Source organism: Corynebacterium sp. LaCa_282 (genome assembly GCF_057198125.1).
In genome coordinates this window covers 1,738,353-1,753,311 of record NZ_CP191095.1, presented here as the reverse complement: position 1 = coordinate 1,753,311, position 14,959 = coordinate 1,738,353, and the positions used below count along the sequence as shown (strand labels likewise).

The 14,959-nt window shown below is 53.7% G+C and carries 10 protein-coding genes and 3 rRNA genes; 12 read left to right on the top strand and 1 reads right to left on the bottom strand.

Annotated elements, in window-relative coordinates:
• Positions 1-64 precede the first annotated feature (64 nt).
• The 9 genes from ACP8KU_RS08175 to ACP8KU_RS08135 all read left to right on the top strand — a co-directional run bounded on the left by ACP8KU_RS08175 (position 65) and on the right by ACP8KU_RS08135 (position 12,023).
• Positions 65-1,057, top strand: coding sequence for a siderophore ABC transporter substrate-binding protein (locus tag ACP8KU_RS08175; RefSeq protein WP_484483581.1), 993 nt, complete (start codon positions 65-67; stop codon positions 1,055-1,057).
• A gap of 67 nt (positions 1,058-1,124) precedes the next feature.
• Positions 1,125-2,090: an ABC transporter permease gene (locus tag ACP8KU_RS08170; RefSeq protein ID WP_484483580.1), complete on the top strand. Its 966-nt coding sequence runs from the start codon at positions 1,125-1,127 to the stop codon at positions 2,088-2,090.
• Between the two features lies 1 nt (position 2,091).
• A complete protein-coding gene (locus ACP8KU_RS08165) occupies positions 2,092-3,069 on the top strand; it encodes an iron chelate uptake ABC transporter family permease subunit (RefSeq protein ID WP_484484165.1) in 978 nt (325 codons plus the stop codon).
• Complete coding sequence (locus ACP8KU_RS08160; protein WP_023025818.1) at positions 3,066-3,821, top strand: iron ABC transporter ATP-binding protein; 756 nt, start codon at positions 3,066-3,068, stop codon at positions 3,819-3,821. The genes ACP8KU_RS08165 and ACP8KU_RS08160 overlap by 4 nt, the downstream gene beginning before the upstream one ends.
• Before the next feature lie 588 nt (positions 3,822-4,409).
• A 16S ribosomal RNA gene (locus tag ACP8KU_RS08155) occupies positions 4,410-5,927 on the top strand.
• A 508-nt stretch (positions 5,928-6,435) separates the two neighbouring features.
• A 23S ribosomal RNA gene (locus ACP8KU_RS08150) occupies positions 6,436-9,515 on the top strand.
• A gap of 153 nt (positions 9,516-9,668) precedes the next feature.
• Positions 9,669-9,786 (top strand): 5S ribosomal RNA (gene rrf / locus ACP8KU_RS08145).
• The 16S, 23S and 5S rRNA genes sit together here, the layout of an rRNA operon.
• 125 nt (positions 9,787-9,911) lie before the next feature.
• Positions 9,912-10,397, top strand: coding sequence for a hypothetical protein (locus ACP8KU_RS08140; protein ID WP_284644612.1), 486 nt, complete (start codon positions 9,912-9,914; stop codon positions 10,395-10,397).
• 132 nt (positions 10,398-10,529) lie between these two features.
• The gene (locus ACP8KU_RS08135) at positions 10,530-12,023 is read left to right on the top strand and encodes an integrase core domain-containing protein (protein WP_023028832.1); all 1,494 of its coding nucleotides are present in this window, start codon (positions 10,530-10,532) and stop codon (positions 12,021-12,023) included.
• A 159-nt stretch (positions 12,024-12,182) separates the two neighbouring features.
• Here ACP8KU_RS08135 and ACP8KU_RS08130 read toward each other — a convergent pair whose 3' ends face one another.
• Positions 12,183-12,386, bottom strand: a complete 204-nt coding sequence (locus tag ACP8KU_RS08130; protein WP_284632134.1) for a hypothetical protein — start codon at positions 12,384-12,386, stop codon at positions 12,183-12,185.
• Positions 12,387-12,798: 412 nt separating this feature from the next.
• On the opposite strand from ACP8KU_RS08130, the gene ACP8KU_RS08125 reads away from it, so the two are divergent.
• The 3 genes from ACP8KU_RS08125 to relB all read left to right on the top strand — a co-directional run bounded on the left by ACP8KU_RS08125 (position 12,799) and on the right by relB (position 14,700).
• Positions 12,799-14,034, top strand: a complete 1,236-nt coding sequence (locus tag ACP8KU_RS08125) for an IS256 family transposase (RefSeq protein WP_023016495.1) — start codon at positions 12,799-12,801, stop codon at positions 14,032-14,034.
• A gap of 87 nt (positions 14,035-14,121) precedes the next feature.
• Positions 14,122-14,331, top strand: coding sequence for a hypothetical protein (locus ACP8KU_RS08120; protein ID WP_484483579.1), 210 nt, complete (start codon positions 14,122-14,124; stop codon positions 14,329-14,331).
• Positions 14,332-14,463: 132 nt separating this feature from the next.
• Positions 14,464-14,700, top strand: a complete 237-nt coding sequence (gene relB, locus ACP8KU_RS08115) for a type II toxin-antitoxin system RelB family antitoxin (RefSeq protein WP_023025830.1) — start codon at positions 14,464-14,466, stop codon at positions 14,698-14,700.
• The last annotated feature ends 259 nt before the right edge of the window (positions 14,701-14,959 follow it).

The window sequence follows — 14,959 nt, the reverse complement described above, 5'->3', positions numbered from 1 at the left end:
ATTGGTTAGGGTGACTTAAGATAAGTTAATGAGGCATTTGTTTCTCGTCTATAAGGAAAGCACAATGAAGAAAATTCATCGCGCTCTTTTGTCTGTCGTAGCTGTCGCCTCCTTGGCACTTACCGCATGTAGCACTGCGGAAGAAGAGGACCAGGGTTCGAATAAGGGGACATCGGAAAGCGCACTGCAGATCGAAGATAATAACGGCACCCACGAGCTGGACGTACCGTTCGAGCGCGTCGCGGTAACGGATAACCGCGCCTTCGAAATCCTCGCGGACTGGGACCTCAATATCGTGGCTGCCCCGCTCGGCATTGTCCCAGATACCCTCTCGGACAAGATCAATGAAGACTCGATCGAGGCCAACCTGGGTATGCACCGCGAACCTGACCTGGAAGCACTGGTTGCCGCAGAGCCGGACATCGTCATCAACGGTCAGCGCTTCACCCAGCACCAGGCTGATATCGAGGCACTGATGGAAGATACCCCGGTCCTCGACTTCTCCCCGCGCGACGATAAGGACATGGCGGAAGAACTCATCCGCCAGACCGAAGCACTGGGCAAGATCTTCGACCACGAAGACGAAGCAAAGAAGCTCGTGGATGACTTCAATAAGGCGCTGGACCGTGCCAAGGACGCCTACGATCCTGAGAAAACCGTCATGGCGGTCAACACCACCGGTGGCGACATCAACTACATCGCCCCAGGTAAGGGCCGCTTCTTCGGGCCATTCTTTGACCTGCTGGGCATGAAGCCTTCCCTCGAGGTGAAAAACGCTAGCGATGACCACGAGGGCGATGACATCTCCGTCGAGGCAATCGCTGATTCCAACCCTGACTACATCCTCATCATGGACCGCGACGGTGCTATTGCCAAGGATGAAGCAGGCTACACCCCAGGTAAGAAGCTGGTAGAGGATTCCGCGGCACTCAAGAACGTGACTGCCGTTAAGGAAGGCAACATCGTTGCCGCTCCGCAGGATACCTACACCAATGAAAACATCATTACCTTCACGGAGACGCTCAACGCGATGGCAGACGCGTTTGAAAAGAACTAGCCACCACTAAAACCGGAAACCGGAGGGATTTTGTGCCCTCCGGTTTTCAGGTGCGTAAAGGATAGTTATGGAAACCACCACCCGCACAAAGGTCTGGGACTGGAAGCTGGGCCTTGGCATACTCATCGTCGCCGCGTTGCTCGTTACCTCTTTGTTGACCGGGCAGTACGACGTTTTTGGCGCTGATGATGGCGCCGCCATGTTCGGCATTACCCGCTTACCGCGCACCATTGCCTTGGTGCTCGCCGGCGCGGCCATGGCCGTTAGCGGCCTGGTCATGCAGCTGCTTACCCAAAACCGCTTCGTTGAACCATCTACCACCGGCACCACGGAGTGGGCCGGGCTGGGCCTGCTCTTCGTCATGGTCGTCGCACCCACTGCCTCGATCCTGACCAAGATGATAGGTGCGGTGGTCTTTTCCTTCCTGGGTACCGTCGTATTCTTCCTCTTCTTACGTCGAGTGACCCTGCGCTCCTCGCTCATCGTGCCGATCATCGGCATCATGCTGGGTGCCGTGGTGTCTGCGGTCTCGACGTTTTTCGCCTTGATGACGGATATGCTCCAGCAATTGGGAATCTGGTTCATGGGCTCATTTACCGCGGTGTACAAGGGTCAATACGAGGTTTTGTGGATCGTGCTCTTGGTGCTGGTGGCAGTGTATATCTACGCCGACCGCCTCACCGTCGTTGGCTTGGGCGAGGACGTGGCCACCAACGTTGGGCTGAACTATAACCGCATGTTGTTGCTTGGAACAGGGCTCATTGCCATTGCTACGGGCGTGGTCACCGTTGTCGTAGGATCTCTGCCATTCCTTGGGCTTATCGTGCCGAATATCGTCTCCATGGTGCGCGGCGATGACCTGCGCTCCAACGTTCCCTGGGTCTGCCTGCTGGGCATCGGCATCGTCACGGTGTGTGACCTGGTGGGGCGCGTCATCATCGCCCCATTCGAGATGCCGGTTTCGGTCATTCTTGGCGTCATTGGCGCCATCGTCTTCATCATCATGATTGTGAGGTCGACCCGTGCGAACTAAGATGTCCGCCCCACCCAAGAAGTACTGGATCACGCTGGTCTGCGTATGGGGCTTAGCTGCGGCTTTGGCTTTTGCCTACCTGGCCTATGGCAACCCGATGGACTTTGGCACCCGCAAGTTTTGGCTCATCGCCCAGCGCCGCGCCGATGCCCTCATCGCCATGGCGATCGTCGCTGTGTGCCAAGCCATGGCCACGGTGTCTTTTCATACCGTGACGAATAACCGCATCTTGACGCCATCCATCATGGGCTTTGAGTCCCTCTACGTTGCCATCAATACCGCGACCATTTTCTTCCTGGGCGCTAGCGGGCTTAACGATGCCCGCACTGTGCCCACCTTCCTCATGCAAATGGGTGTCATGGTGGGCCTTTCCTTGGTGCTTTATTCGTGGCTGCTGACCAATAGGAAACAGAATATGCATGCCATGCTGCTGGTCGGCGTGGTCATCGGCGGTGGCTTGGGCTCGCTATCGACCTTTATGCAACGCATGCTTACCCCCAGCGAGTTCGACATCCTGACCGCGCGCCTGTTTGGCTCCGTCAATAACGCCGAATCCGAGTACTATCCCATCGCCATTCCCATCGTAGCCATCGCCACTACGCTCTTGGTGCTCAATGCGCGCAAGCTCAACGTGATTTCCTTGGGCGCCGATGTCAGCACCAACCTGGGCGTGAACCATAAAGCGCACGCAATTTACACGCTGGTGTTGGTCTCGCTGCTGATGGCGACGACCACCGCGCTGGTAGGTCCCATGACCTTCCTGGGCTTTTTGGTGGCTACGCTGGCTTATCAATTCGCCGATACCTACGATCACCGCTACATCTTTCCGATGGCGGTGGGCTTAGCATTCCTCGTGCTCATTGCGGCCTACTTCCTCATGCAGCACGTATTTTCCGCCCAAGGCGTGGTGTCCATCATCATTGAGCTGGTAGGTGGCTCCGTGTTCCTGTTTGTCATTATGCGAAAGGGCCGACTGTGATCGAATTAAAGAACGTTTCTAAAACCTATTCCGCCGAGACCGCTATTGGTCCGCTCAACCTGACCATCCCGCAAGGAGGCATCACCGCGCTGGTGGGGCCGAATGGTGCGGGTAAGTCGACGATGCTCACCATGATCGGGCGCCTGCTCGACATGGATGAAGGCAGCATCGAAATCGCCGGCTATGACATTCAATCCAGCAAGTCCGCCGACCTGGCGAAGATTGTGTCTATCTTGCGGCAGGAAAATCACTTCGTCACGAAACTAACTGTGCGCCAGCTCGTGGGCTTTGGCCGCTTTCCCTATACCAAGGGGCGGCTCAACAAACACGATGAAGAAGTCATTTCTAAGTACATTCACTTCCTACACTTGGAAGAATTGCAGCACCGCTACCTTGACCAGCTGTCTGGTGGTCAGCGCCAGCGCGCGTACGTAGCCATGGTGCTGTGCCAAGAAACCGATTACGTGTTGCTGGATGAGCCGCTGAATAACCTGGACATTTCGCACTCGGTGGACATGATGCGCCACCTGCGCGAGGCTGCCCAGGAATTGGGGCGCACGGTCATCGTGGTTCTGCATGACATCAACTTTGCCGCGCGTTACGCGGACTATATCTGTGCTTGCAAGGACGGGCAGATCGTCGAATTCGGCCCGGCCGAGGAGATTATGCGCGACGATATCCTGACGCCCATCTTCAATACTCCGGTGCGCGTTATCGATGGGCCCGATGGAAAGATCGCGTGCTATCACTAAAAACCAACGTTGGCCTGCGGGTTTGCGTTGTGTAGTGGCGTAGTATAAATTTTAGCGAGTCGCCGAGAGGTAGCCGGTTGGTTGCTTGTTTGTGACTTTGTGTACTGGCTTGGTTCGATGATTTGACTTGGTTCAGGTTGTTGGGTAAGTTGGTACGAGCCGCCGCTGAGAGGTTAACGTTTGGTTAATTTTCTTGTGGTGTGTGGATGTTGTTTGAGAACTCAATAGTGTGCCAATGTACTTATTTTTTATTTTTGTGTGCATGGTTGTGTGTTGATTGGTCTGTTGGCCGGCAAGCCTAGTGTGCTTGTTGGTTGGTGTGTGCCGGTAAGGTGTTGGAATACGCATCTTTTTGAATACTGTTTAGTGTTTCGGCTGCATTGATGGATTGGTTGGCATGTGATTGTGTTCAACTTTTTTGTCTCCCTTTTTGTGCCCCGTCGGGTTGGGGAGGCAGTTTATTTTTCTTTGTAGTAATTTTTGGACGCCAGCATGGGCCTGCTTTTGTGGGTTTGTGGTGGTTTGTTCTTTTGGTTAGGTTTGGGCTTTTCACGGCCTTTTCAGGATTTTGTTGTTCTGAAATTTCTTTTTGTGGAGAGTTTGATCCTGGCTCAGGACGAACGCTGGCGGCGTGCTTAACACATGCAAGTCGAACGGAAAGGCCCTGCTTGCAGGGTACTCGAGTGGCGAACGGGTGAGTAACACGTGGGTGATCTGCCCTGCACTTCGGGATAAGCTTGGGAAACTGGGTCTAATACCGGATAGGAACCATCTTTAGTGTGGTGGTTGGAAAGTTTTTTCGGTGTAGGATGAGCTCGCGGCCTATCAGCTTGTTGGTGGGGTAATGGCCTACCAAGGCGGCGACGGGTAGCCGGCCTGAGAGGGTGTACGGCCACATTGGGACTGAGATACGGCCCAGACTCCTACGGGAGGCAGCAGTGGGGAATATTGCACAATGGGCGCAAGCCTGATGCAGCGACGCCGCGTGGGGGATGAAGGCCTTCGGGTTGTAAACTCCTTTCGCTAGGGACGAAGCTTTTTGTGACGGTACCTAGATAAGAAGCACCGGCTAACTACGTGCCAGCAGCCGCGGTAATACGTAGGGTGCGAGCGTTGTCCGGAATTACTGGGCGTAAAGGGCTCGTAGGTGGTTTGTCGCGTCGTCTGTGAAATTCTGGGGCTTAACTCCGGGCGTGCAGGCGATACGGGCATAACTTGAGTGCTGTAGGGGTAACTGGAATTCCTGGTGTAGCGGTGAAATGCGCAGATATCAGGAGGAACACCGATGGCGAAGGCAGGTTACTGGGCAGTTACTGACGCTGAGGAGCGAAAGCATGGGTAGCGAACAGGATTAGATACCCTGGTAGTCCATGCCGTAAACGGTGGGCGCTAGGTGTGAGGGTCTTTCTACGACTTTCGTGCCGTAGCTAACGCATTAAGCGCCCCGCCTGGGGAGTACGGCCGCAAGGCTAAAACTCAAAGGAATTGACGGGGGCCCGCACAAGCGGCGGAGCATGTGGATTAATTCGATGCAACGCGAAGAACCTTACCTGGGCTTGACATACATCAGATCGCTGCAGAGATGTAGTTTCCCTTTGTGGTTGGTGTACAGGTGGTGCATGGTTGTCGTCAGCTCGTGTCGTGAGATGTTGGGTTAAGTCCCGCAACGAGCGCAACCCTTGTCTTATGTTGCCAGCATTTGGTTGGGGACTCATGAGAGACTGCCGGGGTTAACTCGGAGGAAGGTGGGGATGACGTCAAATCATCATGCCCCTTATGTCCAGGGCTTCACACATGCTACAATGGTCGGTACAACGCGCTGCGACACTGTGAGGTGGAGCGAATCGCTGAAAGCCGGCCTTAGTTCGGATTGGGGTCTGCAACTCGACCCCATGAAGTCGGAGTCGCTAGTAATCGCAGATCAGCAATGCTGCGGTGAATACGTTCCCGGGCCTTGTACACACCGCCCGTCACGTCATGAAAGTTGGTAACACCCGAAGCCGGTGGCCTAAACGTGTTAGGGAGCCGTCGAAGGTGGGATCGGCGATTGGGACGAAGTCGTAACAAGGTACCCGTACCGGAAGGTGCGGGTGGATCACCTCCTTTCTAAGGAGCTTTTATTAGGCTGCAGTTGCAGCCATGACCCACAGTTGTGGGTTGCCCACTGTTGTTTGATGGTGGGTTGGTGGTTGAGTAGGCGAGTGTTCTGCTGCCACCATTGTTGAATCCGGGTAGGAGACACACCTTAATCAGCAGGGTCTAAGTGTTGAGACAGTGCTTTGTGACATGCGTAAAAGTGTCCATGCATACAGGAAGTAAAGTTGATTGGTAAGTCGTTGGTGCATTGTTGGGTGTCTGGGGCATTATCCCCTTTTTTGTGTGCCTGACTGGTTGATGAGCATCGTTTGTTGTGGTGGTGTTTGTTGCTGGTTGGGGTGTTGTGTGAGAACTGTATAGTGGACGCGAGCATCTCACATGATGCCGCCTGCTTATGTGGGTGGTGTTGTGTGTGTGATGTGATTTTTCTTTTTGTTTATTTTGTCAAGTTCACTTGTTGCCACTGCATACGGATTGTGTGACCTTTGTGTTGTGTGGTTTGTGTGTGGTGGTTGGTGTGTTCGTTATTTAGGGCGCATGGTGGATGCCTTGGCATGCTGAGCCGATGAAGGACGTGTAAGGCTGCGTTAAGCCTCGGGGAGTTGTCAATAAAGCGTTGATCCGAGGATGTCCGAATGGGGAAACCTGGCCCTGGTTATGTGGGGTTACCCTTCAGTGAATTCATAGCTGTTGTGGGGGTTACGCGGGGAAGTGAAACATCTCAGTACCCGTAGGAGGAGAAAATAATAATGATTCTGCTAGTAGTGGCGAACGAACGTGGATGAGGCTAAACCGTGTGCATGTGATACCTGGTAGGGGTTGTGTGTGCGGTGTTGTGGGGCCTGATTTTGTGTCATCTACCAGTGGCACGCCCTTTTTGCATTGTTGTTAGGTGAAGTGGTTTGGAATGATCTGCCGGAGTAGGTGAGAGTCCTGTAGCTGAAGATGATGATGTGGGGGTTGTTGGGTGCCCGAGTAGCAACGGGCTCGTGGAATCTGTTGTGAATCTGCCGGGACCACCCGGTAAGCCTAAATACTCAGTGTGACCGATAGTGGATAGTACCGTGAGGGAATGGTGAAAAGTACCCCGGGAGGGGAGTGAAATAGTTCCTGAAACCATGTGCTTACAATCCGTCAGAGCACCTGTTTGTGTGTGATGGCGTGCCTTTTGAAGAATGAGCCTGCGAGTCAGCGGCATGTCGCGAGGTTAACCCGTGTGGGGTAGCCGTAGGGAAACCGAATCCTAATGGGGTGTTTAGTGGCATGTCCTGGACCCGAAGCGGGGTGATCTACCCATGGCCAGTGTGAAGCAGCTGTAAGAGGTTGTGGAGGCGCGAACCCACGTAGGTTGAAAACTGCGGGGATGAGCTGTGGGTAGGGGTGAAAGGCCAATCAAACTCCGTGATAGCTGGTTCTCCCCGAAATGCATTTAGGTGCAGCGTCGCATTTAGCTTGGTGGAGGTAGAGCGACTGGTTGGTTGAGCGGGACTACAATCTTAGCAATGTCAGCCAAACTCCGAATGCCATCAATTGTGTTGTGCGGCAGTGAGACTGTGGGGGATAAGCTTCATAGTCGAGAGGGAAACAGCCCAGATCGCCGGTTAAGGCCCCTAAGGGTGTACTAAGTGGAAAAGGATGTGGGATCGCGAAGACAGCCAGGAGGTTGGCTTAGAAGCAGCCATCCTTGAAAGAGTGCGTAATAGCTCACTGGTCGAGTGGTTCTGCGCCGACAATGTAGTGGGGCTCAAGTACACCGCCGAAGCCGCGGCAAGCAACAATTTTTTGTTGTTTGGGTAGGGGAGCGTCGTGCATGGGTGGAAGCGTTACCGTGAGGAGGCGTGGACTGTGTGCGAGTGAGAATGCAGGCATGAGTAACGAATTGTAAGGTGAGAATCCTTACCGCCGGATGACTAAGGGTTCCTGGGTCAAGTTCGTCTTCCCAGGGTGAGTCGGGACCTAAGGCGAGGCCGACAGGCGTAGTCGATGGATAACCAGTTGATATTCTGGTACCCGTACATGTGCGCCCATGATAAAGCACGGATACTAACCACTGCGGATACGCTACCTTTGCACTCTTTGAGTGTTGGTGGTGTTGATGTCGTGGGGCCTGATGTGTGGTTCAAGTGATGGGGTGACGCAGTGAGGTAGCCGCGCCACTTAGTGGATTGGTGGTGTAAGCGTGTAGGCCGTGTGGTAGGTAAATCCGCCACACATTGTGGTTGAGGCGTGATGCGTAGACCCAAAAGGGTTGATGGTGGTGATCCTGTACTGTCGAGAAAAGCCTCTAGCGAGTGTGTGTATGGCCCGTACCCTAAACCGACACAGGTGGTCAGGTTGAAGATACTAAGGCGTTCGGGTGAACTGTGGTTAAGGAATTCGGCAAAATGCCCCCGTAACTTCGGGAGAAGGGGGGCCCTGTGACGTGAAGACCCTGTGCGGTTGGAGTGTTGTGGGGTCGCAGAGAATAGAGGGAAGCGACTGTTTATCAAAAACACAGGTCCATGCGAAGACGTTAAGTTGATGTATATGGACTGACGCCTGCCCGGTGCTGGAAGGTTAAGAGGACCGGTTAGTTAACGTTTGTTAGCGAAGCTGAGAATTTAAGCCCCAGTAAACGGCGGTGGTAACTATAACCATCCTAAGGTAGCGAAATTCCTTGTCGGGTAAGTTCCGACCTGCACGAATGGCGTAACGACTTCTCTGCTGTCTCGACCACAGGCCCGGTGAAATTGCATTACGAGTAAAGATGCTCGTTACGCGCGGCAGGACGAAAAGACCCCGGGACCTTCACTATAGCTTGGTATTGGTGTTTGGTTCGGTTTGTGTAGGATAGGTGGGAGACTGTGAAACCGTCACGCTAGTGGTGGTGGAGTCGTTGTTGAAATACCACTCTGATCGGATTGAGCATCTAACCTTGGCCCATGATCTGGGTTGGGGACAGTGCCTGGTGGGTAGTTTAACTGGGGCGGTTGCCTCCCAAAATGTAACGGAGGCGCCCAAAGGTTCCCTCAGCCTGGTTGGCAATCAGGTGGTGAGTGTAAGTGCACAAGGGAGCTTGACTGTGAGACAGACATGTCGAGCAGGGACGAAAGTCGGGACTAGTGATCCGGCACCTACTTGTGGATGTGGTGTCGCTCAACGGATAAAAGGTACCCCGGGGATAACAGGCTGATCTTCCCCAAGAGTCCATATCGACGGGATGGTTTGGCACCTCGATGTCGGCTCGTCGCATCCTGGGGCTGGAGTAGGTCCCAAGGGTTGGGCTGTTCGCCCATTAAAGCGGCACGCGAGCTGGGTTCAGAACGTCGTGAGACAGTTCGGTCTCTATCCGCCGCGCGCGTTGAAACTTGAAGAAGGCTGTCCCTAGTACGAGAGGACCGGGACGGACGTACCTCTAGTGTGCCAGTTATCCCGCCAGGGGTATCGCTGGTTGGCTACGTACGGAAGGGATAACCGCTGAAAGCATCTAAGCGGGAAGCCTGTTTTAAGATGAGGTTTCTTTTGAGGTCCCCTAAAGACTATGGGGTAGATAGGCCAGACTTGGAAGCACTGTAAGGTGTGAAGGCTACTGGTACTAATTGACCAAAACAAACACACCACAACAACCCAAACACTGTTTGGTTATGTTGGGTGGACTTGTTCTAGCGAGTAAACAAACAAGAAAACACATTATCGTGTGTGTCGCGTCCACTATGCAGTATCTGACACAACACCACACGCACATGTGGTGGGTAGTGTTCTGATAGGTTTGTCGGTGGTTCATAGCTACAGGGAAACGCCCGGTCCCATTCCGAACCCGGAAGCTAAGCCTGTACGCGCTGATGGTACTGCAACCGGGAGGTTGTGGGAGAGTAAGTCACCGCCGACACCAAACAACAAAACAACAAAATAGTGTTTATACTAATGTTTGTACCGAGAGGGGCAAGGACACCGATTTCATCGGTGACCTTGCCCCTCTTTTTCGTGGTCCCATAGTTTTCTATAATGTAGCCTATGAGGACTCTTGCACAGGCGGTAACCGATCTCGTTCGGACCAATGACCCTGATCTGTACAAGGGTGAACGCGGGGTGTATTACAGCGACCGCATATTTGAAGCTGCTGAGCTATTAGAACAAGCAGTGGAGAATTCTGCACAACTTCTCGGGATTGTGCCGCCGAGTCCGCCCGATATTGTGCTTGTTTCTCTAGACGCTGTAGAAGAGATTCTCAAGACTATCCCTAGGGTGAATGATTATGCCCATGCCGTAAGGGATGCCGGCGAAGTCTTGGCGCGGGTAGTTCCTTCCGCGGCACAGCAAGCTAGTTATTCTGGTTGCGCTTTGGCTGGCTGGTTTATACGAATGAATGAGATTCTCCCAGCGGAAGAAATCGACCTCGACCCAGTCTATTTGGCACCTGCCTTTGGTGAAGAGGGGGTGGCTCGCATCCGTTCGTGGAATACGGCGGAGCAAGGTAGTGGATACGTGTGTGATGTCTAGTGACTTTTTGGACTCGGAGTCCATTGACTTTTTGGACTCGGAGTCCAGTTAGTTTTTTGACGCGGAGTCCAGGAGGTTTATGGACAGGATGTCTAACTACTTTTTGGACTCTGGCTTCTTGACAATGTGGGGATGGCAATTCCCATTACTCTCCGCAAGAAGATAGCGGATTTCGACCCCATCCGTGAGGGCATCACGGTCCAGCAGTTCTGCAAGAACATCGGCGTATCGAAGCAGACGTACTACAACATCAAAGCACGTATCGCCGAACGCGGGCGGGCTGGCATCGTGCCCGACAGCACGGCACCGCTGAACCCGCGACGGGTCTACGATGACAAGATTCGACAACAGGTCCTGCAAGCTCGCGGTACGTTAAGAGCCCGCGGCCAAGACTGCGGCCCATGGTCAATCTTCTACTTCTTCCTCGACGAACTCGGCTACGACCAACCACCGTCACGAGCTTTAATCGCACAATGGTTGCACGAGGCTGGCGTCGCTGACATCAATGCACGTAAACGACCGCGTAAGTCCTACAGGCACTTTGCCAGGGGCGAAGTCAATGAACTGTGGCAGATCGATGCGTTTGCCTACAGACTCTTCGATGTGCCTCACACGCAAGTGACTATCTACCAAGTCGTCGACGATGCCAGCCGCTTCGACGTCGGCTCCCAAGCTTTTGGAACTCCAGAAAACGGCACCGATGCCCGCATCACGCTAAGTGGAGCCATTGATGCTTACGGACTTTTCCAAGAAGTCCTCTCTGACAACGGTGATGCCTTTGCCACCTACCATCGCGGCCGGCTGTCGCAAACCGAACGCTGGCTCGCCAGCCTGGGAGTTCAATCAAGTGCGGGCTTTGCTCCCACGACGCAAGGCAAAGACGAGCGATCGCACCAAACCATGACCAGGTTTTTGGATGCTCGTACCCCGACGACGCTGGCGCAGGTCCAACAGCTGATTGTCGACTACCGCAACTTCTACAACACACGCCGTCGCCACCAAGGACTTCTCAGGGGCAAGATGCACATCACCCCAGCCCAAGCCTGGGAGATTATCTCGCATGCCCAGCCACCGACGCAGCCGATTGACCCAGATGTTTTATGGACAAAAATCGCGAAACAATATCACCGGATTCACCCCGACAACCAGGCAGATGCTTTAGCAGCCGACACAGTGGTCGCGACAGATAATGCCCTGCCTGAAGTTGCAGCTTCAGACAGGGCACCAAGTAACGACACTCAGGCGATCCAGCAAGATACACCCCATGCCGATTCCTCAACCGTAATGCCAAGCTCTACCGGTGTAAATGCATTCTGGCCTATCCCGGACAAGCTGTGGATCAACAAAAGCGGGGTGGTACGCGTTATGGGGCACGGCCTCTACGTCGGGCTGCGCTTCAAAAATCGAGCCATCTACAGCAGCGTAGCCGATGACTATGTGGAATTTTTTACTGATCACGACGGTGAGAAACTGTTTTCATTTCCGCTACCGATCCAACTGAATCAGCGTCCACCCGGCGGTCAAATCAACATAAACCACGTTGTCGGCATGTGGCACCGACAACCCCCAGAGCTAAAACCCAACCTCTCTGGGCCACGGCCAAGCCGCCGGAAGAAGCCAAGCTAGCACCAGTACAAAAACTCCGTGGACTCCCCGTCCAAAAAGCGGGGAGACTCCGCGTCCACAAAGTCCCTAGACTCCGAGTCCACAAAGTAGCTGGACTCCAAGTCCAAAAACCTCATGGACATAACAGGTAGTGGATACGTGGGGCGTCGGCTAGCGGTACTAGAAGGAACTAGTGAGGCCGTCCTTCGTACCCATGGTCTCAAGGGAAGTGCGGCGTCGCGCTATGAGGAGATTATTGCCGGCCTTTGTAATATCGGCCGCTACGATCTTGCCTTCGATTGGTCCGCGAAGGCAGTTGGTGAGTGCGCCCCAGCGGAAGTCCGAAATATCGCTTCGCGTTGGGCCGTACTTGCTAAGGAGCATTTTCCCGAACACTCGGAGCGCGTGGCTCGCAGTGTATTCGACACAAATCCAGAACTGTCGTCCGCTCAGCAACTCTATGCTGCGGGCACCGACAAGGCGAATTCTGCGACGCATATACAAGCCACGTTGGCGGCGAAGCCGTGGGACTTAGCGATGTTCCAGCACTTGTGCCTTGAAGACCCTGGACTTGCCTGGAGAACCGTCGCAAAGGCGGGAATGGAACAGTCAATGGCGCAACGGTTCCTTGATGGCCTCCCGGAGCAGGCTCTTCCCTTCGTTCGCGACGATGTGGTTGCGTCCAGTAGCGTGTGGTGTATCTGTAACTGACGGTGGGCCCCTTATGAATGAGGCCGGCGACCACCGTAGTACCTTTCGATTCCGTAACCACACTTCCTCGAAAGGGATAACCACGATGGCCGCTAGCCCATATTCTATAGACCCGACTACCTACTTAGACGAATTGCTTGCCCAAGCATCCCCAGATCTCATGCGCGAGATGCTTCAAGGATTCATCAACCAAATCCTATCGACTCAAGCAGACCAGATCTGCGGCGCCGACTACGCCACCACGTCTAAGTCTCGAACCAATGTCCGCAATGGCTACCGCCACCGCGATCTTGATACTCGCGTTGGCACCATTGATGTCGCTGTACCCAAACTACGTACCGGGTCATTTTTCCCGGACTGGTTATTGCAACGACGCACTCGGGCAGAACGAGCACTAACAACCGTAATAGCTACCTGCTATTTAAAAGGCGTGTCCACACGCAGGATGAACGATCTCGTCGCCAGTTTGGGAATTAATAATCTTTCAAAGTCGCAGGTATCTGACATGGCTAAAGACCTGGACGAGATGGTCGAAGACTTCCGTACCCGACCACTCGATACCGGTCCATACCTGTATGTTGCCTGTGATGCATTGACCATGAAAGTCCGCGAAGGAGGACGCGTGGTCAAAGCTTCCGTCCTCGTGGCTACCGGGGTTAATGCCGAAGGCTATCGTGAGCTATTGGGCATGCAGGTTGCTACATCTGAGTCTGTGGCGTCGTGGACTGGGTTCTTTAGGGATCTTAAAGCTCGCGGACTTAATGAGGTCTATCTTGTCACCAGTGACGCGCATCTAGGAATCCAGCATGCGATTAGTGACGTGTTGCCGAATGCGTCCTGGCAGCGGTGTCGAACGCACTTTTCTAAAAACCTGTCTTCGATGGTTGCCAAGACCCAGTGGCCAACCCTATCGGCGATGTTTCATACGATATTCCAGCAACCAGACTCGGAATCGGTGTGGTCCCAAGCACGTGAGGTCGTAGCGTTTTGTGAAGATAAATTCCCCCACGTTGCCAGCTACCTGGAAGAAGCCCTCGACGAGCTCTTAGCTTTTACCAACGCCCCGAAATCCGTCTGGAAGAAAGTCTGGTCGAATAACCCTACTGAACGGCTCAATCGTGAAATCCGCAGGCGTACGGATGTTGTAGGCATCTTCCCCAATCGTGACGCTGTCGTGCGCCTTGTTGGTGCTGTCCTAGCAGAACAACACGATGACTGGATCCAGCAAAACCGCTACATGTCACTAACCAGCCTGGAACAGACCAAAGCATTGATTACCGCCAACGTCATAGACGCTGACACCACCAAGGAGGTCGCATGAACCAGTTAAAGCACCGAGCACGTGCTGGCCCCTGACACCATCACACTGCATGCTCTATCGAAAGGTAGAAACACCACTCAAACGGACTTGACCGACGATGTCGCAACGTATTTAGATTCGACTCGGGTTGGTCGCGATATGGGCATCGAGCTGCTGCAGACCATGAGGGAAAAGTCGGCGGAGCTAGGGGAGCCCTGGGAAGCGGACTTCAATGCATTCTTGACAGGCCTGCGCCGTCGCTACGCCGAACGGCATGTCATTTTAAGGCGACTGGACGAGGTTTTTCTTATTTCTTAATTCGACTACCGCTAAAACGCCCAGGTAGTTCCTATAGGCAACCATGAAGTCAACGGCACCAGGTAGGGACAGCAATGTACGGACACTGCTCACGGGTGTACAAATCCGTTAACTTGTTGTAAGCGTGTTTACATGAGCGAGTCAGTGATCAGTTTGCGCGTTAACGCGAAGCAAAAGGAGCGCCTAGATGCGCTTGCTTCGCGGACTGGACGGACAGGGGCCTTCTATCTTCGCAAGGCCCTAGATTCCTACCTAGATGAACTTGAGTATGTGTATGCGCTCGAAGCCGAAGCCGAAGCAGCCCGATGCGGAGAATTGGACACAATCTCGTTGCAGGAGTTAGAGGACGAGTGTGGCTTGGTCGATTGAGTTCACCCCACGTGCGGTTAAGTCGTTCCGTTAGGTCGGACCAAACGGGGGTCAGCTCCGACTGATTTAGACGATTTTGGTCCTTCGCTTTGCTAACGCGCTTCGCGGTATCAAGAACGGCCTTCCGTAGGGGATTCTGACTACAAGGTGATCATGTTGCCCATCACGCTTGGCTTATTCGACTAGAATTATTGAAAACTATTTGCGACACTCTCGTAGATTAAATATTCTAAACAGGGCTATCTAAGCTGATTGCTAT

What these genes read in the sequence shown, in the direction of transcription:
- ACP8KU_RS08140 (WP_284644612.1), top strand. Translation starts at nt 9,912, where the DNA reads ATGAGGACTCTTGCACAGGCGGTAACCGATCTCGTTCGGACCAATGAC.
- ACP8KU_RS08165 (WP_484484165.1), top strand. Translation starts at nt 2,092, where the DNA reads ATGTCCGCCCCACCCAAGAAGTACTGGATCACGCTGGTCTGCGTATGG.
- ACP8KU_RS08135 (WP_023028832.1), top strand. Translation starts at nt 10,530, where the DNA reads ATGGCAATTCCCATTACTCTCCGCAAGAAGATAGCGGATTTCGACCCC.
- ACP8KU_RS08125 (WP_023016495.1), top strand. Translation starts at nt 12,799, where the DNA reads ATGGCCGCTAGCCCATATTCTATAGACCCGACTACCTACTTAGACGAA.
- ACP8KU_RS08170 (WP_484483580.1), top strand. Translation starts at nt 1,125, where the DNA reads ATGGAAACCACCACCCGCACAAAGGTCTGGGACTGGAAGCTGGGCCTT.
- ACP8KU_RS08130 (WP_284632134.1), bottom strand. Translation starts at nt 12,386, where the DNA reads ATGCTCCTTAGCAAGTACGGCCCAACGCGAAGCGATATTTCGGACTTC.
- ACP8KU_RS08175 (WP_484483581.1), top strand. Translation starts at nt 65, where the DNA reads ATGAAGAAAATTCATCGCGCTCTTTTGTCTGTCGTAGCTGTCGCCTCC.
- relB (WP_023025830.1), top strand. Translation starts at nt 14,464, where the DNA reads ATGAGCGAGTCAGTGATCAGTTTGCGCGTTAACGCGAAGCAAAAGGAG.